Origin of the sequence: Hyunsoonleella flava (assembly GCF_004310325.1) — a bacterium.
Classification (GTDB): domain Bacteria; phylum Bacteroidota; class Bacteroidia; order Flavobacteriales; family Flavobacteriaceae; genus Jejuia; species Jejuia flava.
The window spans coordinates 89,649-110,648 of sequence record NZ_SIRT01000005.1; the positions used below are offsets into that span (position 1 = coordinate 89,649).

Below are 21,000 nucleotides of genomic sequence, written 5' to 3' on the forward strand. Positions count from 1 at the left end.
AATTTTGAGCTACAAATTTAACCAAATAAACACATAATACTATGTTTACAGGAATTATTGAATCTCTTGGTAGTGTTACCAAATTAGAAAAGGACAAAGAGAACCTTCATATTTCTATAAAAAGCAATATTACTGATGAGTTGAAAATTGATCAAAGTGTGGCGCATAACGGTGTGTGTTTAACAGTGGTTAAAATTGATGATGATGAATATACCGTAACAGCAATACAGGAAACACTTGATAAAACTAACTTACACTTACTTAAAGTTGGGGATACTGTTAATTTAGAGCGTGCTATGAAATTGGGCGACCGACTTGATGGTCATATTGTACAAGGGCATGTAGACCAAACTGCTATTTGTACAAATATTGAAAATGCCGACGGTAGCTGGTATTTTTCTTTTGAATATGATGCAGCCCAAAATAATATTACCATTGAAAAAGGCTCAATTACCATTAACGGTACTAGCTTAACCGTTGTGAATTCAGGAAATAATACATTTAGCGTAGCAATAATACCTTATACTTACGAAAATACTAACTTCAAAACCTTTGAAAAAGGTACAGAAGTAAATTTAGAATTTGATGTTGTGGGTAAATATGTGGCTAAACTGATGGGAAATCAATAGGTAAAAAATTATCTTTTCAATAACTTCTTCCCTCCGTAAAACAAAGCAACTAAAACGCCTACAAAAATACCACCGTCAATTGGAAGACCTACAGGTGGTGGTGGTTGAGGAGGAGGAGGCAAAGGGTTACCACCGCCTTGAGCAACACATACAAAACTTATTAATACAAATAAGATTGAGGCTAATATTCTTTTAGTTTGTATCATCATTGGGACGCAAATGTATAAAAAAAAGGGAGCCGATAAAAGGTTTTTATCAAAAAATCATCTATGAAAAGTAAAAAATCATCGATGAAATGCACTATTCTTTAACGAACTTTCCGCTTTTTTAACGTAAAAACAATTCTAAAAGTATAATTAAATATAAATTAATCCCTTTATTTTTACATAATTACAGCACAAATATATAAAAGTTTTAATGACCTAAATTCTAACAGGGCTAATTTATTAACAAATGTGTAAACATAACTTTACCAATTTTAGGAGAATTACTATCTCACTACCCTTCCAGAAGCTGAACCGCCCATAAGGGCTTGTACTTCTTTTCTTGTAGAAAAATTAAATGGTTCTCTTTAAACACATCGTAAAAGATCATCCTACTGTAAATCTATATTATCTTATCGTTTCTTAATATTTGGTACAGTAACCTTCCCATTAATCCAACAATCAATTTTGATGATTTTACCAAAACAAGCACATTTAAAAATATCTTCCCTTGATGGTGCTAAGGCCTCATAACGTTTTATATTTTGAGTAGCTGCCTTTTCTAGAGTAGGGTCTACTCTCAACGCTTTTCTTGCTTCTATAGCCGCAAGCCAATACACCGCTCTTTTATTAAAATTTGTATCTCCACAGTTTTTTGCACTTTCCGCATACATCGCGGCAATTGCTAAATGTGGTCTGCCATTTGAAGGGTTTAATTTAAGGGCATTCCTAAAATAACTTCTTGCACGAGCGTAACTTCCCTTTTTCTTTAGAATCAAACCTATTTTATACGCAATTTTCGATTTCTTATAAGCATCGGTCTCCAGTTTATAGGCTTCATCTAAATATCTATTTATTTCTGCGGGATTACCACCCTTTTTAATAAGAATAGTTACAATGTATATTTTAGTTTCTGCAGATGGAGCTACATCATCATAGGCCTTAACTAATTTTTCATAAAGGGCATCCTCTGTACATTCTTTATTATACATTCTGCTAACAGCCCGTTTTAACCAAATAGCATCATCTTTATTTGCTTCAAAATTTTTATTGTATAACGGAATTAAATTTTCACAATCGGCTATAACCCCTAATTTAACATCAATACTTTTGGAAATTAAATCGTAATTTTTGAGATAATCCTGATACACATTTTTACGCTGTACTTCCTTTTTAGTCAATTTTGTGCCACCGTCTTCTTTTTGAATTAGTTTGTTTAGCTTTTCAGAATAGTTTTTTATTTCCTCCTCAATCTTTTCCAAGATATCGTCATATTTATCAAACACATCTTCAATTGGTCTTTCCCCATTATGATACAAGTCTACAATTAATGAAAAATAGGTATAAAGGCTCTTCGGGTGGGTAAACGTGCTCTTGTCTTCAATATAAGCTGCATCAAAACAATCATACAAATCTTTTATGTCCTTTTGAAGTATATCCCTATTGTCAAATCTTAATTGGCATATCTTCGCTAAATATTTTCCTTTGTGCGTTTTATTCTCAAAGTATTTAAGACGTTTTTGCAATACTTCAATTAACTCCTCAATAAATTTTCGTTTCTCATTGCCTTTGGCGTTTTCAATTTTATTTTTCAAAATCTTTTCTCCATCAATATAAATGGCAATGCTTAAATCGGGACAATTGTTTTTTACAAAAGCCCAAGGTTCATAAGCAGCGTCATAGTTTTTTGCTTTGACATATTCATGAAAAATAGAAAGTTTAGTTTGGCAATCATCAATATTGCCTTGTGCGAATGACGTTCTACACAAGATTATTAAAAAACTGAAAAGCAACAGCGGTAGTGATTTCATGTGGATTGGTTTAAGAATTAATGCTTTAGCTAATTCTTAAAATGCCACAAAATATGTACCAGAAGTCTTTAAATTATTTTTTCTAACTTAAAATTTAGCTTTTACAAAAAAGAAAAAAGCCTAAACTAAAAAATAGTTTAGGCTTTAAAGTGATCCCACCTGAGCTCGAACCAGGGATTTTCTGATTATGATTTAGTAAATAAAACATGTGGTCAATAATGGCAGCTTCAAGCATCTTATTTTCATAAAAACACTTGAAACCACCTTGCTAAATAAACTAAAACTAACTAACTAACTTTTATTGACTATCATCTATTACCGTTAACGGTGGTATGTTTTGCTCTGCACCTGGAAACCCTATATTTTGGTTTATAACTCCTTGTGAGTTGTTCGTTATCGTAGCAGCAGGAATTGGCCATAAAACAAAGCGTGGTTCAATGGTCGCCTGAACCCCTCTAATAGTACTACCTACCTGATAAAATATGTTTTTATCGATAACGTGGTCGAAATAAAAACTTTTCTCTGATAAATTATCTATAGAATACCCATTGAGATTATTATCGGCCATAATCAAGGCAATACGTGTTAGTTCTACTTTTCTAGGTTCTTCTAAATACAGTTCTTTTGCACGTTCTTCTAAAATCTTCTCTATAGTTACATCGCCACCACTTATATCGCTTGCATTCGCTCTACTCCTAACTTCATTGATATCATCTGCGGCTGCACCTGTATTCCCTAACCAGTAATTAGCTTCTGCGCGAAGTAAATAGGTTCCCGCCAAACGGTAAATATAACCATTACCAAACCCGCCATCGGGTCTTGAATCATCTGATTCGTCATGAGCAATAAATGTTTTATAATGCGGGAAAGCATAGTAAAATTGCAAAGAGTCTTGGGCTGGATCTCCAAAATTATTTGGATTAACCGGCTGTAAGTGATCTGCCGAACTTGGATTGTTATAAACTAACTCATCCTTATCCACCCAGTTGCCATCACTACGTCTTAAATCATTAGCATCATCCCACATTTCATAAATGTAATAAGGTGTCGCTCTTGACCATGCATTACCTCTTCCAATAGTATCGATCATTGTTGTCCATACACCCCTTATTCTGTCAATACTACCTCTTGCGCCATTGCTATCTCTAACGCCACCGTTCCACCATGCAGGTACAAAATCTCTGTGGGTGGCACGACCTGAACCGCCACTATTCGCACTTTGTGGCGCATCAAATCGATCTACAAAGCCCAATATTGTTTCGGTGTTTGCACCATTAAACACGTTCTCTGGTCTTGCCAAATCCCATATGTAATCTCTATCAGGATTATTAGCATCTACGCCAAATCTATTCTCTACCAAGCTAAAAGGACCGTCAATAATTTCTGTTGCCGATTGTACTGCCTCAGTAAAATGACTGTTGGCTAATTGAATTTTGGTAAGTAAATGATAACCCGCCCATTTGGTTTCTCCGCCTGCAACATTCGATTCCGGAAGCCATTGTACAGCAAACTCCATATCGCTTTCTATTTTATCCAAAATCGTTTTTCTGGCATGAGTAAAATAATCTAACTTGGGTCCTGTAATTACTTGTCCAACAAACGGTACATCGCCATAAAGATGCACCAATTGGTAATACCAGTAAGATCTATGGAAATAAGCAGCTGCTGTAATACTATTTCTCTCGTCTTCCGAATCTAAACCTGCTCTATCTGCATAGAAAAGAAGTAAATTGGCAGTACTTATAGGCCTTGAGTAGGCTCTGTTAAAATAGTCTAACATCTTGTAGCCTCCATCACTATTAGGTGTAAACTGTAATGGCAGGTTACGAGGCACACGGTTGTTTCTTGCTGGCGCAAAACCTATATCTGTGGTGATTGACTGTGAGCAAATGCCACTACGTTCGCCATCATATTGCCACCTTAATTCTTTTCTCAAAGTAATTAATAATGCATCAAAACCTGTTGCATCAACTAGCGTATTATCTGGTGATAAGAACGATAACGGTTCGGGCTCTAAAAATTCTTCATCACAAGAGACGGTCACTGTCAGGGTTAAAATTAATATTATAAAATATTTAAACTTACTTTTCATAATTTCATGTGTTTTTTTATTAAAGGCTAAATCTAAATCCAAGGGAAAAAATACGTGGTAAAGGCGAGTTATTTGACTCAGGGTCTAATCCTTCCCAGTTGGTAAACGTGTATAAGTTTCTTACTGAGGCATACATGCTTGCACTATCGAATTTAATTTTATCTAATACTGTTTTTGGAAGGTTATAAGACAGGGTAACATCCTGTATTCTTAAATAAGAGCGGTCTCTAAAAACATCAAGACCCGTTTCAAAAGCTTGATCATTTTGTAATAAGCTACCGTACTCGTTAGATGGATTTTCCGCAGTCCAATACGGTATGTTATAAGTGTTAATACGATCGTAAAGATTAGTTTGAGGGTGTGTTAGTTGGTTTAAATTACCCTTATGCCCAAACTCTCCTCTTAAAAATGTAGATAGCGTGAAATTTTTCAGGAATGTGAAATCGTTTCTTAAACCTAATCTCCAACGTGGCGTGGTATACCCAATAAACTGTTTATCCTCAAGTTGTGTAAATTGGTCGTCTCCATTAAGATCCTCTGCTTTGTAATCTCCTGGAACTTGTCCAAATACGGCTGCCTCTGCTTCTTCTCCTTGCTGCCATACCCCTGTAATATTATACTCCCAAATCACATCGATATCTTGACCAACAAACCAACCATTTTGAACATCATTTACAGGTCGGGTAACTTCTTCACCATTTATAGTAACTGTTTCTGTGTCATTAAAAAGATCAACAATTTCGTTGCGATTTAAAGAGAATATTACACCTGAACTCCACCTAAAATCAGGTTTGTTTACATTAATAGAATTTATGGTTACCTCAATTCCTTTGTTTTGCACCTCACCAATGTTAGTATTTACATCTGTAAAGCCAGAAATTGCTGGCAGACCTCTATTTACCAAAAGGTCTTTAGTATTCGCTTTATATACTTCTACTGTACCATTAATCCTGTTACTTAATAAGCCAAAATCAAGCCCAAGGTTAAAAGCTTCGGTCTGCTCCCAGCGTAAATTAGGATTAGCCAAAGTGCCACCAAAAATAACCCCTTGTGCCACACCATCTTCAGTTAAATATTGGTTGCTGTTAAGACGTGCTAGAGCAGCATAAGTACCTATGGACCTGTTACCGTTTTTACCCCATGAAAACCTAAGTTTAAGATTGTTTACAAAATCTCCTTTAGGAAAAAAAGATTCTTTAGAGATTACCCAACCTAATGCTGCTGCTGGGAATGTGGCTCTTGGGTTTCTTTCACCAAAAGCAGAAAATCCATCTCGCCTAACTGATGCAGTTAACAAATACTTATCCTTAAACCTATAATTTACCCTTGCCATAAGAGCATCTCCTCGTCTTGTTGTATCATTGTTATTGATAACAAAAAATTCAGGGTTTCCTAATTGAAGTGCATTAAACCCTAAGTTTTCATTAGGTGCAAAATCTGAAGCTTGCTGGAAAGATCTTCTATTTGATAACTCTTCGACATTCCATAAGAAAGTAGCGTCAAAAGCATGATTACCAAACTCTTTTTTCCAACTTAAAATATTGTCTACCATCCACTCATGCTGATGGAAGTCTGCTCTACTACCAAGACCTATGCCCTGAGTTCTAGTACTTGATGGGAAAAACTGATAGTTTCTATCAAAATCAAAACGGTTTTGATAAGATACTCTAAGATTAAACCCGTATGGAAGTTTAATATTTGCGTAAAGCACTCCAAACAGTCCATTTCTTATATCTTCTTCCTGTTTAGCATAGTGGTTAGCTAATGGATTTTGAGCAGGTTGATAGTCATGAGGTATAAGTACAAAGTCTCCATTCTCATCAATATCAGTCCCGTATGGGCTTTGTCTAAATACGCTTCTACTGCGGTTAAGAAAATCGAAACCGGCAGGAACAGCGCTAAAATCTTGGCTAGAAAATTGTGTGTTTACACCAAAGCTAAACCAGTCGTTTATTTCTGTTTCAATGTTTACACGCGTACGGTATGCTCTAAATTCATCCCCTACTATTACACCCTCATTGTCTGTATATCCAAATGATAAGAAAAAAGAAGTTTTATTCTTTTTTCCTGATACATTGATATCTGCTGATTGACGAATACCGCTTTGAGTTACTTTATCGTACCAGTTGGTCGTTCTACCGTTTACGAAGTTTTCAATTTCAGTATCGAAGAAATTTAATCTGTTCAACCATTCAAGCGTGTCGTCAGCATTTGAATTATTGTTATAATCCCTCCATTGGTCAATAGTTACCCCAGCTGGTAAATCATTTGGATTATCATAAAAGCCCTCTCCTGCTCCTGGGTCTACAAGAACAGAGTGATCTCTTCTAAAATCTAAGTATCCCTCCGCATCAAAAGGTCTAACATGGTTCGCTATTGTAGACACCCCAGTTTCTAAAGCAAAGTTAACTTTAATTTTATCGGTACCTTTCTTAGTGGTTAATATTACAACACCATTCGCACCTTGCGCCCCATAAACAGCAACAGAACTCGCATCTTTTAATACATCTACAGATGCTAAATCGTTAGGGTTTATGTCAGATAATGCGCCTCGATAAATCACGCCATCTAAAACAATTAAAGGCGTTGTAGTTGCCGTTAAAGAATTGGTGCCTCGTATTTCCAAAGAACCTCCACCAGCAGCAGTTGTACCTTGTGTTGAATTAAAACCTGCCACTGTACCATTAAGAAGCTCTACAACGTTGGTAGCTGATTGGCTTTCATATTTGGTAGCGTCTAATCGTGTCACCGCTCCAGTTAAATCACTTTTTTTAGCAGTACCGTATCCAATAACGATAACTTCATCTAATTTTGCAGTATCTTCCTGTAAAATTACCGTGATTCTATTTTGTGAATTTACTTGAATTTCTTGAGTTAAAAACCCAAGATAGGAAACTACTAAAACGACATTTTTGTTGTTAACTTCTAATGTAAAATTTCCATCAAAGTCAGTTTGCGCACCATTTGAAGTTCCTTTTTCTAATATATTAGCTCCAGGTAAGGGTTGACCATTTTCATCGCTTACCGCACCAGACACCTCAAACTTTTGCTGCTTTACAGGTTTTGGCGCCTTCGACTCTGGACTATTGGATGGACTTATAATAATTGATTTGTTCTCCGAAAGTTTAAAATCAACATTACTGCCAGAAAGGATATTATCCAACAGTGTTTCTATTTCGATAATTCCTTTTTTAAGTTCTACTTTAGGGGCATTTTTAAATAATCCATCTGGATAGATGAAACTGAATCCAGACTCTTTTGTAATAGTCTTAAAGGCTTGATATACAGTCACCTTCTTATCTTTCTTAATTTCTATCCGCTCTTGCGAAAAACCGTTCGAGGTGTTAAAGCCAAATACGGCTACACTCAAAAGAAAGATAAATGTTTTCATAAAAATAATTAGTAATCGTTTTCGCAACTGAAAACGACAATGAATAAATTTAATTTCCATAAATTTGATTGTGTTAGTTTAGTTAAACATTAAATTAATACTAATAGTAAATTGGGATAAAGTGAAACCGCCAAATTTCGTATACTTTATCCCTTTTCTATTTTATGATAATGGTTCTATCATCTATTTTATAATCTTTTATTTTATTAAAATTCTTAATAGCATCTAATATTTCTTCTATTTTTAAGTTGCGCTTCAAAGAACCATTAAACTTATTTTCTTTGATTGCTTCACTTTCAAAAACAAAATCAATATCATACCATCGAGATAATACTTTAACGATATCGCTCAATGGCATCTTTTCAAAAGTAAATATGCCTTCTTTCCATGATATTTCATTATAAACATCTACTAACTTAACATCGATATCACTGGTTTTAATATCTAGTATTGATTGTTCAGATGGTTTTAAAATTTGATTTTTTTTCTCTGTATTTACAGTAACTTTACCCTCTACCAAAGTGGTGAATACCACCGCCTCGTCTCTATAAGCTTTTATATTAAATTCAGTACCTAAAACTTCAATATGTTGTGATGTATTTATAACTTTAAACGTATCGCCATCATGATTTGAACTAGGAGAAATATCAAAATAGGCTTCTCCATATACAAGCTCTACTTCACGTGTTTTGCCTTTAATAAAGTTTTTTGGGTATTTTAATTGTGTCTTAGAGTTTAACCACACTTGTGTGCCGTCGGAAAGTAACACACGGAACTGCCCGCCTCTTGGAATAGTTAAATAATTATACGCTAATTTGGTTTTATTTTCATCAATAGAATCATATATGATTTCTTCACCATTACTATTCACGTCTTTAGTTTTGAACTCCTCTCCTTTAGTCAATTTTACTTCAGACCCATCCTCTAATGTTAGTATAGCCTTATCAGTGCCGTGGTTGATTTTTGAATCTACTATTACTGGTGTAATCTCTTGTGGTTTGTCTTGCGCATGTCTGTCAATAAAAAAGTATGCTATTGAAACGAAAAGTATAGCTACCGCAGCATATTTCATTAAGCTAAGCCTTAACGATAATTGTTTGTCCTTCTTAATCTTTAGCAAAAGATTGTTTTTGGTGCGTTCGGTATTAAATTCTTTCATAAACTCATCAACTAGATAGTTAATTTCTATGTAATCATGCAGCAATTGATTATTCTCACTTTTCTCGTACCATAAATTCAACTCATTCCATTCTTGGTTATTAATAGATTTGTTTAAAAACTTTATGATAAGTTCCTCAATGTTTTTTGGCATCATTTTTAAAGTTTTACATATATTACAAAGTCATTTTATGAGACCCCCAATATTTTATAAATTTTTTTGATTTTTTATTAAAATATTTGACATATTTAAGGCATATTAATAATTTTAGGGAAAATCATTAGTGTTTGACTATTGATACATAATCTTTTATGGGACTAATATTTGACGACAACGCAGCATTTGTTTCTAAACTAAAACGTGGAGATGAGAAGGCTTTTGCAAACCTTGTAGACAAATACAATAGTAAATTATGCCTTTATGCTAATAGCTTACTTAACGATATCCCGCTCTCTGAAGATATAGTTCAAAATTTATTTATTAAAATTTGGGAAAAGAGAGATGGTCTCAGAGAAGATTTACCACTTAAAAACTACTTATACAAATCTGTATACAACGCCTGCATTAATCAATATAAAAAAAACCAAGCATTAACAGCTCTAGAAAAGAAATATGTTGAAGGCTTAAACCGAATTGTCGAAAAAGAAGATAAAGATACTCTAGACAAATTAAAACTAAAAGTTAAACAAGCAATTGAAAACCTACCGCCAAAGTGTAAAGAAGTTTTCATTCTTAGTAAAAAAGATGGACTAACGAATATAGAGATTTCTGAATACCTTAATATTTCAGTTAGCACAATAGAGAGACATATAACCATCGCTTTTACTAAGATTAGAGATGAAGTAGGGAGTAAAACAGAGTTTATATTATCCTTATTATTTGTTAAAAAAAAGTTTATTGAACCCCTGAAAGCTTTTGATTAGTTTTTAAGTCAAATTTCTTTTGGTTACTCGAGTTTTTTTAATTCAATATTATTATCAAATAAATATCAAACGTAAAAAAGAGAATTTGAGGACTTTATAAAAATGATTTTTTGGAAATCGTAGTATACATGTATAGCCTGAAATTATTAAACCCGTGTCTAAATCTTGGAGCATAAAAAAGCCTTAGCTGATGCTAAGGCTTAATTGAAGTGGTGGTCCCACCTGGGCTCGAACCAGGGACTTTCTGATTATGAGTCAGATACTCTAACCAACTGAGTTATAGGACCCCTTGCAATAACATTGCAATGCTCTTTAAATAAGAGTGTGCAATATTACTATATATTTTAAAATCCTACAAGATATTTTAGTTTAAAAGAACACTCTAAGGTGCTATGCGCCTTAGTTTCTTTAAATTGTTACTCTCGCAAAGGCGGAAGCCCAATCTCTTGACACAATTCTATTAACACACCATTGGAAGATTTTGGATGTAGAAACGCTACCAGCTTATTGTCGGCACCTTTTTTTGGGGTTTCGTTTAATACCTTAAATCCCTCATCTTGTAACCGTATTATTTCTGCTTCAATATCATCCACATCAAACGCTATATGATGAATACCTTCACCTTTCTTCTCAATAAATTTAGCAATAGGGCTATCTTCTTTTGTTGCTTCTAATAGTTCAATTTTGTTCTCACCCACTTTAAAAAAGGAGGTGCTCACGCCTTCACTTTTCACTTCTTCAACCTTATAATTTGGGATACCAAACAGCTTTTCAAATAGTGTATTGGAGTCCTTTAAACTCTTTACCGCTATTCCTATATGTTCTATTTTATTCATTAGGTATTACTTTTACAGAAAGATACAAAATATCCCTTATTTTTGCATCGTGACAAAATTAATGTTACATTAATTTTTATGGAAGAAAGTCAAAGACAAAAAAAAATAGGAGGTGTTTTACAACGTGATTTAGCAGATGTATTACAAAGCGCAGCTACCCAAGGCGGGATGCAGGGTGTTATTATATCGGTTTCAAAAGTAAAGGTTACTGTAGATTTATCGGTGGCAAAAGTATATTTAAGTATTTTCCCAAATGATAAAGGCAAAACACTTATCGAGGGCATAAGAAGCAACACCCCTTTAATTCGGCATGAATTGGCACAACGTACCAAAAACCAGTTGCGCCGTATGCCTCATTTAGAATTTTTTATTGACGATTCTTTGGAGTATATCGATAAAATAGAACAGTCTCTCAAAGGGAAAGATAACCCGCTTGAAAACCCGGACTTATTGGATAAAAGAAAAAAATCGTAGTTGAGTTTTTCCTTATACATTGCTAAACGTTATTTACGCTCTAAAAGCAGCAACAATGCCATTAATTTTATTACCATAATTGCGCTTCTGGGCGTGGTTATTGGTGCGGCTTCATTATTTATTGTCCTATCTGGATTTGCTGGATTAAAAGATTTTACATTACAGTTTTCCACATTTGTAGACCCTGACTTAAAGGTTGAAACTGTCATTGGCAAATCTTTTGTTTTATCAGAAGAACAACGTCAACAATTAAACAATATTGAAGACATTGCACTGTATTCCGAAATTATAGAAGAACACGTTATCGTATATTCAGAAGGGAAAAACTACTTGGCACGCATTAAGGGTGTAGATGAAAATTTTAATAAAGTAAGTAGTATCGATTCTGTAGTTCGCTACGGTAATTGGCTCGAGCAAAAAACCAATCAAGTGGTGGCTGGTTGGGGTGTGTCTCAAAATCTGTCTTTTGGTGTTTTAGATTACACAAAAGGCATCAACATATATGTACCAAAACCTGGAAAAGGACAAGTAACTTCTACCAAAAACGCCTTTAATACCGTAAGAGCCGTTAATGTTGGTATTTTTGATATTAACGAAAAGCTAAATGACACCTATGTGTACGCCTCTATAAGTTTAGCCAGAAGACTTCTAAACTACAAACCCAACCAAATTTCAGCTATAGAGTTTAAACTTAAAGAAGGTGCTGAAGAAGCAGCCGTAAAGTCCCAATTACAAAACATCCTGGGCGATACAGTAGCCATAAAAAACCGCGTACAGCTTAACGATGCCCTCTACAAAATGCTCAATAGCGAAAACCTGCTCATTTATCTGCTGCTTACCCTTGTTTCGGCACTTCTCATATTCAACGTTATTGGCTCTATTATCATGATGATTTTAGAAAAAAAACAATCGCTAAATACCCTTTACAATTTAGGCGTTACTATAAAAAACATGAGGAAAATCTTTTTCATTCAAGGATCTGCCATTACACTTATTGGGTGTGTTGTTGGCCTGTTTTTAGGCCTGCTCATCGTGCTTCTACAACAAACCTTCGGACTTGTTCCCATCACACCAACACTGGCTTATCCAGTAAGTATTAAGCTCGAAAACTTCATCATTGTTTTCCTAACCATTTCGGTTTTAGGTATTGCATCCTCCAAGATAAGTGCCACTAGAGTTACAGAGAAATTAGTAACAGGATATTAATTATTCGCATATGAATTGCAAAAACTGTGGAAAACAAATAGGCGGAAACTTTTGTAGCCATTGTGGGCAAAAATCCAACATAAAAAAATAAGCCTATCGTCTTTTTTGGAAGAACTATCAGAAAGTGTTTTTCAAGTAGACAAAGGTTTTTTCTACACGATTAAAATGCTATTTCTAAATCCTGGAAACAGCATAAAAGCATTTTTAAACGGGAAAAGAAAACCACACTTCAAACCCATTGCTTATGCGTTAACGCTATCTACTGTTTATTATATGTTATCGATATTGTTAGACGGTAAAACTTGGATGAATAATTTTATTGAAGGTTTTACCAATGGGGCACAATCATCAAGTGTAGATAATGAAGCAATCTATCTCTTCACTTGGCTTTCAAACAACTTTGCATACGCTACATTAATTTCTATTCCCTTTTTTTCTTTAGCATCATATCTTTTGTTCATTAAGTACAAATATAACTACTTAGAACATATTGTAATAAATGCTTATATCATTGGTCAGCAAGCCATATTGTATAGCCTATTTATAGTTATAACTCTTTTTATTAATAATCCATTTTTAGAGTCGCTACCATTCTTTATCTCTGTAGGTTATAATTTTTGGGTGTATTGGCAAATATTTAATCAGGGCAACCGCTTATTAAATGTTTTACGCACTACCATGGTATATTGCGTTAATTTTATTTTGTTCATGATAATATCATTTATTATCGCTTTTGCAGTAATTGTTTTTATTAAAACAACAAAAACAGGATAGTGAAAACCTCAACAAACACAAGCAAAAGTAGTGCAAATTATTAGCTTTTGGCGAAACGAACATCGAGCCAAAACTAGTAACAGATTAGGCGACAGTTTACCTGCCATTTGCCGAAATAATTAAAATTCTACCAGCCCAACTTTTTTGCCAAAGCCTTGGCAACAGCATCCTTATGCACCGTAATACTAATAGCCTTTAAACGCATATAGCTTTCACTGAAATACACATAGCCCCCATTGGCATTTCTAGAGGCATCTGTACCCCAACTGTTTTTTACCTTGTAATATTTAGTGCCATTTTGGTCTTTTAAAATGCCCGTAATATGCATTAAATGGTCATCGGTTGTGGTATAGTTTTCAAACTCATCCTGTCTGTATTGTTGGGTAATTTGCTTTTCAGGATAAATAGCTTCTAAAGCCTTTTTGTAGTTTTCATCAGACTCTGGAATTACGGCAACACCGTTTTTGGATGAAAATGTACGCTCACTCACATCGCAATCTAGCTCTACTGTAAATCCGTTTTCCAAGGCATTGTCTATAGTTGATATCATCTCGTCCAAAGGCACGTTATAAAAACTCCCGTAGCTCCAATTATCAGGAATGTTTAAAATGAACTTCTCGTAAAATGGCGAATGTGCAAATGAGGTGATGTTTACATAATCCGAGGGGTTGATTTTCGTTAATTCCAAAAACGATTGCGGCGTATAGGTTTTCCCTTCATATTCAAAAGATTTAGGGTTTTCCCCCATGTAAACCGTTAGTACAGCCTCTACTGCATCTTTCCATTTCTTGCTTAGTTTTTTACCTGGGTTGTCTACATAAGTTTCCACCATACTTCTTAAAACAGCCACCAATTCAGCATGATTATGATAGGTTTCGCCTTGTAATAAACCACTAAAAGCTGTATTAGGTACCAAGCCATATTCCGCCACAGAATTCATGACATCATGCGCTAAACCGCCCTCACTAAATTGTGCTTTGCCTTGGCGCATTACAAAATTATCTGCCTTTTTAGGATAGGTATTGCGTACCGTATACATTTCGGATAAATCAATTTGTTTTCCTGTAAGCCTAATAATTTCAGATTCTAAAAAGGATGTGCTGGAAAAGCTCCAACAGGTGCCTGTGCGTCCTTGACTAATAACTGGTGTCGCTTCCAGATCGATTACTTCAGTAAATTGATACGGTTCTTGGGCACTGACAATGGTTAACGAGCATAAAAGCCCAAGAGTAATAAGCACATTTTTAAACATAACGGATATCTTAAAATTATCGCTAGCTAAGTTATAAAAAAGAAGAGAGTTAAAATAACTACAGATATCTAAGTCTCTCGGTGTTAGAAGTGAGTATATAGTTTATTTTTTCCTATCAATATGTCCTAAATTTTTATCGGGGGCAATCACATCTCTTACTAGCTTTTTTAGTGTGGTAATCTCTGGGAAACCATTCATATTCTTACGCCACCATACTTTTTTCTGCATTGGCATACACTTCAAAAATACCACCAGTTCCTGGTACTAAAATGAGTTCGTCAATCTCCTCGTTAAAAGTCGTGAGTAATTCTTGTGACATCCACGTAGCGCGAAGTAACCATCGGCATTGGGTGCAGTAGATAATTTTTGATGTGATTTTTCATAAACAAACTATGAAAATTTACGCTGTAAACTCATACCCCGCAAATTCCTCCAGAACCTCGTCAAAGGTTGCGAATACATCTTCGGAATGGTCGCTAGTTACCATTTTCATACGGTATTCTTTAAAATGTGGAATCCCTTTAAAGTAGTTGGTGTAGTGACGACGGGTTTCAAAAACACCTAAAACCTCTCCTTTCCAATCTATGGACATTTGTAAATGACGACGAGCCGCTTCCACACGTTCTTCTAGAGAAATTGGCGCTAAATGTTCGCCTGTTTTAAAAAAGTGCTTGACTTGCTTAAAAAACCAAGGATTACCAATACTAGCGCGACCAATCATAGCGCCATCCAGTCCATAACTGTCTCGCATTTCTGCTGCTTTTTCTGGTGTATCCACATCGCCATTTCCAAACACAGGAATATGCATTCTTGGGTTATTTTTTACGGCGGCAATCGGTTTCCAATCGGCATCACCTTTATACATCTGCGCTCGTGTGCGCCCGTGGATTGCAATAGATTTTATTCCAACATCTTGTAAGCGTTCGGCGACCTCAACTATTTTTATAGAATCATGGTCCCAACCTAAACGTGTTTTTACAGTTACTGGTATATTGGTGCGCTTAACCATTTCAGCAGTGAGTTTTTCCATCAGGCACACATCTTTTAAAATACCTGCGCCTGCACCTTTGCTCACTACTTTTTTTACTGGGCACCCAAAATTAATATCGATAATATCTGGTTTGGAACGCTCAACAATATCAATGGTTTGCAGCATACTATCCAGATTAGCCCCAAAAATTTGAATGCCAACAGGACGCTCTTTTTCGTAAATATCCAACTTCATCACGCTTTTGGCTGCGTTTCTAATCAAGCCTTCACTAGACACAAACTCGGTGTACACCACATCGGCACCTTGCTCTTTGCACAAGGCACGAAATGGCGGATCGCTTACATCTTCCATTGGTGCTAAAAGCAATGGGAATTCACCAAGTTCTATGTTGTCTATTTTTACCAAGAGTTCAATTTTTCAGCAAAACTACTGCTTTTCTCTATATTTATAAAAAATTCAACTGTTGCAAATCCCTTTTGAACCACAATTATTCGGTTATAACATAAACATTCACTTGGTTTTAGAGTATTTGGCGTTCTTTTTGGCGTTTAGATATTATGTTATTCTACGGCGAAAATCGAAAGACCATATTTCGTCAAACAATCGTTTATCCATCATTCTGGGGGCAGCTTTAGGCGCTTTAATTGGTTCTCGCGTAGTTGGTATTTTGGAAAACCCTGTGTTTGAGTGGTCGCAACAAAACATCGTTCAACTGCTAAACGCCAAAACCATTATGGGTGGTTTGTTTGGTGGACTTTTAGGTGTTGAGCTTGCTAAAAAATATATTGGCGAAACCCAATCATCAGGAGATTTGTTTGTGTTTCCTATTATTTTGGGCATTTTTATTGGCCGTATTGGATGCTTTTTATCTGGCATTAATGAATTTACCTATGGTAAGGAAACCGCTTTTTTTACAGGAATGGATTTGGGCGATGGTGTATTACGGCACCCAACATCTTTATATGAATTGGTGTTTTTAGTTTTACTCTTCTTTGGTTTGAAACGACTACAAAACAGCCCCAGCTTAATAAATGGCGACCTCTTTAAATGGTTTATGATTTTGTACTTTGGGTTTCGCTTTTGTATTGAATTTTTAAAACCAAATGTATTTTATGCATTTGGGTTGAGTACAATCCAAATTTTATGTATAATTTGTGTGTTCTATTACAATAAATTCATCTTTCAAAAACTAAAACATGCCCGTTAGAAAATACACCTATTACGATTTTACTCTAAGCCTCTGCCCTGAGTGTTTAAAACGTGTAGACGCAAAAATTGTGTTTGAAAATGGTAATGTGTATATGCTGAAACGCTGCAATGAGCATGGAAATTCTAAAGTTTTGATTGCGGACGATATTGAGTACTACAAAAACATTAGAAACTACAATAAACCGAGCGAAACACCATATAAATTTAACACACAAACGCACTATGGTTGCCCCTATGATTGTGGCTTGTGCCCCGACCATGAGCAGCACTCGTGCTTGACGGTTGTAGAGGTTACAGACCGCTGTAATTTAACGTGCCCGACGTGTTATGCGGGATCGTCGCCAACTTATGGGAGGCATCGCACTTTGGATGAAGTGAAAGCGATGTTGGATACTATTGTACGGAACGAAAAGGAACCTGATGTGGTGCAAATTTCGGGCGGTGAACCCACGATTCATCCACAGTTTTGGGAGATTATGGATTATGCGAAATCCTTACCGATTAGGCATTTGATGTTGAATACCAACGGGATAAAAATTGCTAGGGATTTTGCTTTTGCGCAACGCTTAAAAAGTTATGCTCCCGATTTTGAAATCTACTTACAGTTTGATTCGTTTGAGAATAGTGTGTTGCAAGAATTGCGTGGAGCGGATTTGTGGGATATTCGAGTACAGGCGTTGGATAATTTGAATGCCTTGAACTTATCGACCACCTTGGTAGTCACGCTTCAAAAAGGATTGAATGACCATGAGATTGGAAAAATTATTGACTATGCTTTGCAACAAAAGTGTGTGCGTGGAGTGACGTTTCAGCCCACACAAATTGCTGGCCGTTTAGATAATTTTAATCCTGAAACGGATAGGATGACCTTAACGGAAGTACGACGCAAGATTATGGAACAAACGGATATTTTTACGGGTGACGATTTATTGCCCGTACCTTGTAATCCTGATGCTTTGGTGATGGGTTATGCCTTAAAATTGGATGGCGAGGTGTTTCCGTTAACGCGCTATATTAACCCAAATGATTTGCTAGACAACAGTAAAAACACCATTATTTATGAGCAGGATGAACAGCTGCATGGTAAAATGATTGAGCTGTTTAGCACCGGAAATTCAGTGGAAGTTGCTGAGGAAAATCTAAAAAGTATTATGTGCTGCTTACCAAATATTGATGCGCCAAATCTGGGTTACGATAATTTATTTCGTATTATTATCATGCAATTTATTGATGCTTATAACTTTGATGTGCGTGCCATAAAAAAATCCTGCGTGCATATTGTGGATAAGGATAACAAAATTATTCCGTTTGAAACCATGAATTTATTGTATCGGGATGATAAGCGGGCGCGATTGGAGGAATTGAAAAATGGGGTTTTATGAAAAGCTTAAATGATGATACTTTCCCACTAATATTGATGGGGTTATTCATTTTACTTATTGCATTAACTCCAGCAATTATCATTTCTCTAATAGGTTCTCGCATTAAAATGAGAAGGCCTAAAACAGCAAAAATCCTTCAAATCATCGCTATTGTTTACACAATAATTGGTTTTGGAACCTGTGGCGTAATTTTAACAAAAATGTAATTATGATATACTTATTAAGCCCAAATATGGATTTTACCGGTTTGTTCATTATCATTTTACTGATAATGTTTGGACCATCAGTAATATTAGCCATCATTGGATTTAGCTTACTTGGTAAAAATAAAAAAGCAGCAAAAGTATTGTTTATTATTGCTACTGTGTACCTCATTATTAGCTTAGGTATTTGTGGTGCCCTAATTGCGGGTTTTTAAATATTATTCCAGCTCCACAATTACCTCGTTTTTTCTTTTGATAATTTCAAAAGGCGCGTTATATCCAAAAAAGTAAAAGTTATTGGTGTGCTTTATATTGCTAGCTTTTAGCGCAGCTACTAATTTTTCCTTATACTCATTTATTTTTTCATCATTTGCCCATCCGCCAAATGTAATGGCGGCTACCTTTTTTGCGGGCATTTCCTTGAATGTAATAGCGTTATTCGTTGGCTCGGGTAAATCTTCTTTATTAAACTTTCCAGGTACCATAAACATCATGGTACTATTATCTTCAATAGTCATTGCTACAGGAGACGTCATTGCTATTTTTTCGTTTTTTTTATTGTCTCCAAAGATATAACCTGCCAAAACTGAAAACCCTTTGCTGGAGGTTTCTTTGTAATTCCCTTCGTTAAGTTTTACAGATGTAAACAGTGATGCCTCGTAGTTTCTTATTTCAAAAGTGTCGTAATCCTTAACAACCTCGTAGGGATAGGTTTCTATATTACTCTGTATTTTGTAATAATATATAACCTGAACAATTACAAAGATTAATCCTAAAGCACCTAAAATTATTAGTATTGTTTTCATTTTCATAGCTCACAACTTTTCTCTAAGATACGACTATTTTAAACGGCTTAATATCACGATTCCGTAAATCCCTAGAACCAATTCTCCTACGGTTCCAAAAATATAGGCAAATGTTGGTGTGCCGTCTAAGGCTAAACTTAATAACCTGCCTAAGCCCAACCCCAACATAAAAATCATATTGGTTACTAAAGCTAGTTTTAGATACTTATTTTGCAAAATTCCTAAAACCCAAAGTGTTGAAAAGCCTAAATATAAACCCATAATAGCTTTAAAAGCGTTCAATTCATCAATGGTATCTAAATGAATATCAAATTCTAAACTTGGATTGAAACCATACAAAAGCGCTACAGGAACAACAATAATCAACGAAATTATCAGGTGGATTTTATTTAAAAAGTCCTGTTTGGTTTTTAGCATTTGCTGATTTTAAAATTCAATTTTAGCTTCTACCTGTTCACCTTCTCTATCAACTACTACTTTGGTGGTATCTCCTTTTTTAAAAGTTGCCAAGGCTTTCATATAGCTCATCATATCCACTACCGCGCTATCACCTAATTTCACAACAATATCGCCTTTTTGCAACCCCGCCTTTTGTGCTGGCTTGTCTTCACTGATACCGTCAATGCGCATGCCTTTACCATCATATAAATAATCAGGAATCACACCCAGACCAACTTTAAACCTCGGCGTTTCTTCACTTTCATTTTTTGTTTTTCTAAAGGGTAATTTTCCATTATCGTCTAAATCTGAAATCACTTCAAAAATATAGTTTGATATGGTTTGCATGCCTTTGTAATTCAACTTATCAAAATCATCTGTTGGTTTGTGATAATCTTCATGTTGCCCAGTAAAAAAATGCAATACAGGAATATCAGCATTATAAAAAGACGTATGATCACTCGGGCCAATACCAGATTCTTTTTGAATCAATTTAAAACTTTCGTTATGTGCCTTTAGTGTTTGTTTTAAAATGGGAGATGTGCCAACACCATAAACCGCCAATGTACTATCGGCTTTTAAGCGTCCTACCATATCCATATTAATCATATAATTCACTTTTTTGGTGTCGATTGTTGGGTTTTTTACAAAATAATTAGAGCCCAATAAACCCATTTCCTCACCAGAAAACGCCATGAAAAGATAGTTGTTATTTGTGTTTTTACCTTTAAGTTTTTCTGCTAAATTTAGCATAACGGCAATACCACTGGCGTTATCATCAGCACCGTTGTGGATTGCTTTTTCACCGCGATGTAATGAGCCTTCAGCACCATAACCCAAATGGTCGTAGTGTGCTCCAATAACAATCGTGTTTTCAGCATTGTTATTTAAAAAGCCGATGACGTTAGTTCCTGTAATGGTGCTATCGCCATCCTTTACCGTATAGTTTACCTGTTGGTGCGGATTTGTTTTTGGTTTAAATGAAAATTCTTGAAAGTAGCCATCTGTTCCTTTACCATCTATACCTAAGTTTTCAAAACGGTTTGATATGTATTTGGCGGCCAATATTTCACCCTCTGTTCCTGTTTGTCGCCCTTCAAGCGAATCGGCCGACAAAAAAACAACATCGTCTTGAATGCTAACGGGTTTTGACTTTTCAGTTTTGCACGAACTTAATATTCCCAAAAAAAGAAGTATGACGATGTATTTCATGGTTTTAAG

21 protein-coding genes and 1 tRNA gene are annotated in these 21,000 nt (G+C 35.3%); 9 read left to right on the forward strand and 13 right to left on the reverse strand.

Going from position 1 to position 21,000, the window contains the following annotated elements; genetic code table 11:
* Nucleotides 1-41: 41 nt before the first annotated feature.
* Complete coding sequence (locus tag EYD45_RS08085) at nucleotides 42-629, forward strand: riboflavin synthase (protein WP_130964033.1); 588 nt, start codon at nucleotides 42-44, stop codon at nucleotides 627-629.
* Between the two features lie 8 nt (nucleotides 630-637).
* Here the strand turns inward: EYD45_RS08085 and EYD45_RS08090 are convergent, their stop codons facing one another.
* The 5 genes from EYD45_RS08090 to EYD45_RS08110 all read right to left on the reverse strand — a co-directional run bounded on the left by EYD45_RS08090 (nucleotide 638) and on the right by EYD45_RS08110 (nucleotide 9,441).
* Nucleotides 638-838 (reverse strand): PID-CTERM protein-sorting domain-containing protein, encoded by a 201-nt coding sequence (locus tag EYD45_RS08090; protein WP_130964034.1) that lies wholly within the window; start codon nucleotides 836-838, stop codon nucleotides 638-640.
* Between the two features lie 407 nt (nucleotides 839-1,245).
* Nucleotides 1,246-2,643 carry a hypothetical protein gene (locus EYD45_RS08095; RefSeq protein ID WP_130964035.1) on the reverse strand — a complete coding sequence of 466 codons (1,398 nt, stop codon included), beginning with the start codon at nucleotides 2,641-2,643 and terminating at the stop codon, nucleotides 1,246-1,248.
* 298 nt (nucleotides 2,644-2,941) lie between these two features.
* Nucleotides 2,942-4,735 (reverse strand): RagB/SusD family nutrient uptake outer membrane protein, encoded by a 1,794-nt coding sequence (locus EYD45_RS08100; protein WP_130964036.1) that lies wholly within the window; start codon nucleotides 4,733-4,735, stop codon nucleotides 2,942-2,944.
* 19 nt (nucleotides 4,736-4,754) lie between these two features.
* The gene (locus tag EYD45_RS08105; protein WP_165453906.1) at nucleotides 4,755-8,126 is read right to left on the reverse strand and encodes a SusC/RagA family TonB-linked outer membrane protein; all 3,372 of its coding nucleotides are present in this window, start codon (nucleotides 8,124-8,126) and stop codon (nucleotides 4,755-4,757) included.
* Nucleotides 8,127-8,283: 157 nt separating this feature from the next.
* Nucleotides 8,284-9,441, reverse strand: coding sequence for a FecR family protein (locus tag EYD45_RS08110; RefSeq protein WP_130964038.1), 1,158 nt, complete (start codon nucleotides 9,439-9,441; stop codon nucleotides 8,284-8,286).
* Nucleotides 9,442-9,596: 155 nt separating this feature from the next.
* Here EYD45_RS08110 and EYD45_RS08115 point away from each other — a divergent pair, with 155 nt between their 5' ends.
* The gene (locus EYD45_RS08115) at nucleotides 9,597-10,208 is read left to right on the forward strand and encodes an RNA polymerase sigma factor (RefSeq protein ID WP_130964039.1); all 612 of its coding nucleotides are present in this window, start codon (nucleotides 9,597-9,599) and stop codon (nucleotides 10,206-10,208) included.
* Nucleotides 10,209-10,418: 210 nt separating this feature from the next.
* Here EYD45_RS08115 and EYD45_RS08120 read toward each other — a convergent pair.
* Nucleotides 10,419-10,495 (reverse strand) — tRNA-Ile (locus EYD45_RS08120).
* A gap of 129 nt (nucleotides 10,496-10,624) precedes the next feature.
* The gene (gene mce / locus EYD45_RS08125) at nucleotides 10,625-11,044 is read right to left on the reverse strand and encodes a methylmalonyl-CoA epimerase (protein WP_130964040.1); all 420 of its coding nucleotides are present in this window, start codon (nucleotides 11,042-11,044) and stop codon (nucleotides 10,625-10,627) included.
* Nucleotides 11,045-11,122: 78 nt separating this feature from the next.
* Here mce and rbfA point away from each other — a divergent pair, with 78 nt between their 5' ends.
* The 3 genes from rbfA (at nucleotide 11,123) to EYD45_RS08140 (ending at nucleotide 13,498) form a co-directional block, all read left to right on the forward strand.
* Nucleotides 11,123-11,518, forward strand: a complete 396-nt coding sequence (rbfA, locus tag EYD45_RS08130) for a 30S ribosome-binding factor RbfA (RefSeq protein WP_130964041.1) — start codon at nucleotides 11,123-11,125, stop codon at nucleotides 11,516-11,518.
* The gene (locus EYD45_RS08135; RefSeq protein ID WP_130964042.1) at nucleotides 11,519-12,724 is read left to right on the forward strand and encodes an ABC transporter permease; all 1,206 of its coding nucleotides are present in this window, start codon (nucleotides 11,519-11,521) and stop codon (nucleotides 12,722-12,724) included.
* A gap of 105 nt (nucleotides 12,725-12,829) precedes the next feature.
* Complete coding sequence (locus tag EYD45_RS08140) at nucleotides 12,830-13,498, forward strand: DUF3667 domain-containing protein (protein ID WP_130964043.1); 669 nt, start codon at nucleotides 12,830-12,832, stop codon at nucleotides 13,496-13,498.
* Nucleotides 13,499-13,625: 127 nt separating this feature from the next.
* Here the strand turns inward: EYD45_RS08140 and EYD45_RS08145 are convergent, their stop codons facing one another.
* From EYD45_RS08145 to dusB, 3 genes are all read right to left on the reverse strand, one after another.
* Nucleotides 13,626-14,750, reverse strand: a complete 1,125-nt coding sequence (locus tag EYD45_RS08145; protein WP_130964044.1) for a C1 family peptidase — start codon at nucleotides 14,748-14,750, stop codon at nucleotides 13,626-13,628.
* A gap of 202 nt (nucleotides 14,751-14,952) precedes the next feature.
* Nucleotides 14,953-15,069 (reverse strand): Rdx family protein, encoded by a 117-nt coding sequence (locus EYD45_RS16935; protein ID WP_233702577.1) that lies wholly within the window; start codon nucleotides 15,067-15,069, stop codon nucleotides 14,953-14,955.
* An 81-nt stretch (nucleotides 15,070-15,150) separates the two neighbouring features.
* Complete coding sequence (gene dusB, locus EYD45_RS08155) at nucleotides 15,151-16,146, reverse strand: tRNA dihydrouridine synthase DusB (RefSeq protein WP_130964045.1); 996 nt, start codon at nucleotides 16,144-16,146, stop codon at nucleotides 15,151-15,153.
* Between the two features lie 58 nt (nucleotides 16,147-16,204).
* On the opposite strand from dusB, the gene EYD45_RS08160 reads away from it, so the two are divergent.
* The 4 genes from EYD45_RS08160 to EYD45_RS08175 are packed head-to-tail and all read left to right on the forward strand — an operon-like array spanning nucleotide 16,205 to nucleotide 18,750.
* Nucleotides 16,205-16,948 (forward strand): prolipoprotein diacylglyceryl transferase, encoded by a 744-nt coding sequence (locus tag EYD45_RS08160; RefSeq protein ID WP_130964046.1) that lies wholly within the window; start codon nucleotides 16,205-16,207, stop codon nucleotides 16,946-16,948.
* A complete protein-coding gene (locus tag EYD45_RS08165) occupies nucleotides 16,938-18,332 on the forward strand; it encodes a radical SAM protein (protein ID WP_130964047.1) in 1,395 nt (464 codons plus the stop codon). Before EYD45_RS08160 ends, EYD45_RS08165 begins: the two co-directional genes overlap by 11 nt.
* Complete coding sequence (locus EYD45_RS08170) at nucleotides 18,329-18,538, forward strand: hypothetical protein (protein ID WP_130964048.1); 210 nt, start codon at nucleotides 18,329-18,331, stop codon at nucleotides 18,536-18,538. Before EYD45_RS08165 ends, EYD45_RS08170 begins: the two co-directional genes overlap by 4 nt.
* A gap of 2 nt (nucleotides 18,539-18,540) precedes the next feature.
* On the forward strand, nucleotides 18,541-18,750 hold the full coding sequence (locus EYD45_RS08175) for a hypothetical protein (RefSeq protein WP_130964049.1): 210 nt from the start codon (nucleotides 18,541-18,543) through the stop codon (nucleotides 18,748-18,750).
* Nucleotides 18,751-18,753: 3 nt separating this feature from the next.
* Here the strand turns inward: EYD45_RS08175 and EYD45_RS08180 are convergent, their stop codons facing one another.
* The 3 genes from EYD45_RS08180 to EYD45_RS08190 are packed head-to-tail and all read right to left on the reverse strand — an operon-like array spanning nucleotide 18,754 to nucleotide 20,991.
* Nucleotides 18,754-19,347 (reverse strand): SOUL family heme-binding protein, encoded by a 594-nt coding sequence (locus EYD45_RS08180; RefSeq protein WP_233702579.1) that lies wholly within the window; start codon nucleotides 19,345-19,347, stop codon nucleotides 18,754-18,756.
* 27 nt (nucleotides 19,348-19,374) lie between these two features.
* The gene (locus tag EYD45_RS08185) at nucleotides 19,375-19,758 is read right to left on the reverse strand and encodes a DUF4345 domain-containing protein (protein WP_130964051.1); all 384 of its coding nucleotides are present in this window, start codon (nucleotides 19,756-19,758) and stop codon (nucleotides 19,375-19,377) included.
* A 9-nt stretch (nucleotides 19,759-19,767) separates the two neighbouring features.
* Nucleotides 19,768-20,991, reverse strand: a complete 1,224-nt coding sequence (locus EYD45_RS08190; RefSeq protein WP_130964052.1) for a M20/M25/M40 family metallo-hydrolase — start codon at nucleotides 20,989-20,991, stop codon at nucleotides 19,768-19,770.
* Nucleotides 20,992-21,000: the final 9 nt, after the last annotated feature.

What these genes read in the sequence shown, in the direction of transcription:
- mce (WP_130964040.1), bottom strand. Translation starts at nt 11,044, where the DNA reads ATGAATAAAATAGAACATATAGGAATAGCGGTAAAGAGTTTAAAGGAC.
- EYD45_RS08090 (WP_130964034.1), bottom strand. Translation starts at nt 838, where the DNA reads ATGATGATACAAACTAAAAGAATATTAGCCTCAATCTTATTTGTATTA.
- EYD45_RS08170 (WP_130964048.1), top strand. Translation starts at nt 18,329, where the DNA reads ATGAAAAGCTTAAATGATGATACTTTCCCACTAATATTGATGGGGTTA.
- EYD45_RS08190 (WP_130964052.1), bottom strand. Translation starts at nt 20,991, where the DNA reads ATGAAATACATCGTCATACTTCTTTTTTTGGGAATATTAAGTTCGTGC.
- EYD45_RS08105 (WP_165453906.1), bottom strand. Translation starts at nt 8,126, where the DNA reads ATGAAAACATTTATCTTTCTTTTGAGTGTAGCCGTATTTGGCTTTAAC.
- EYD45_RS08185 (WP_130964051.1), bottom strand. Translation starts at nt 19,758, where the DNA reads ATGCTAAAAACCAAACAGGACTTTTTAAATAAAATCCACCTGATAATT.
- EYD45_RS08100 (WP_130964036.1), bottom strand. Translation starts at nt 4,735, where the DNA reads ATGAAAAGTAAGTTTAAATATTTTATAATATTAATTTTAACCCTGACA.
- EYD45_RS08110 (WP_130964038.1), bottom strand. Translation starts at nt 9,441, where the DNA reads ATGATGCCAAAAAACATTGAGGAACTTATCATAAAGTTTTTAAACAAA.
- rbfA (WP_130964041.1), top strand. Translation starts at nt 11,123, where the DNA reads ATGGAAGAAAGTCAAAGACAAAAAAAAATAGGAGGTGTTTTACAACGT.
- EYD45_RS08180 (WP_233702579.1), bottom strand. Translation starts at nt 19,347, where the DNA reads ATGAAAATGAAAACAATACTAATAATTTTAGGTGCTTTAGGATTAATC.
- EYD45_RS08115 (WP_130964039.1), top strand. Translation starts at nt 9,597, where the DNA reads ATGGGACTAATATTTGACGACAACGCAGCATTTGTTTCTAAACTAAAA.
- EYD45_RS08085 (WP_130964033.1), top strand. Translation starts at nt 42, where the DNA reads ATGTTTACAGGAATTATTGAATCTCTTGGTAGTGTTACCAAATTAGAA.
- EYD45_RS16935 (WP_233702577.1), bottom strand. Translation starts at nt 15,069, where the DNA reads ATGTCACAAGAATTACTCACGACTTTTAACGAGGAGATTGACGAACTC.
- EYD45_RS08165 (WP_130964047.1), top strand. Translation starts at nt 16,938, where the DNA reads ATGCCCGTTAGAAAATACACCTATTACGATTTTACTCTAAGCCTCTGC.
- EYD45_RS08095 (WP_130964035.1), bottom strand. Translation starts at nt 2,643, where the DNA reads ATGAAATCACTACCGCTGTTGCTTTTCAGTTTTTTAATAATCTTGTGT.
- EYD45_RS08175 (WP_130964049.1), top strand. Translation starts at nt 18,541, where the DNA reads ATGATATACTTATTAAGCCCAAATATGGATTTTACCGGTTTGTTCATT.
- EYD45_RS08145 (WP_130964044.1), bottom strand. Translation starts at nt 14,750, where the DNA reads ATGTTTAAAAATGTGCTTATTACTCTTGGGCTTTTATGCTCGTTAACC.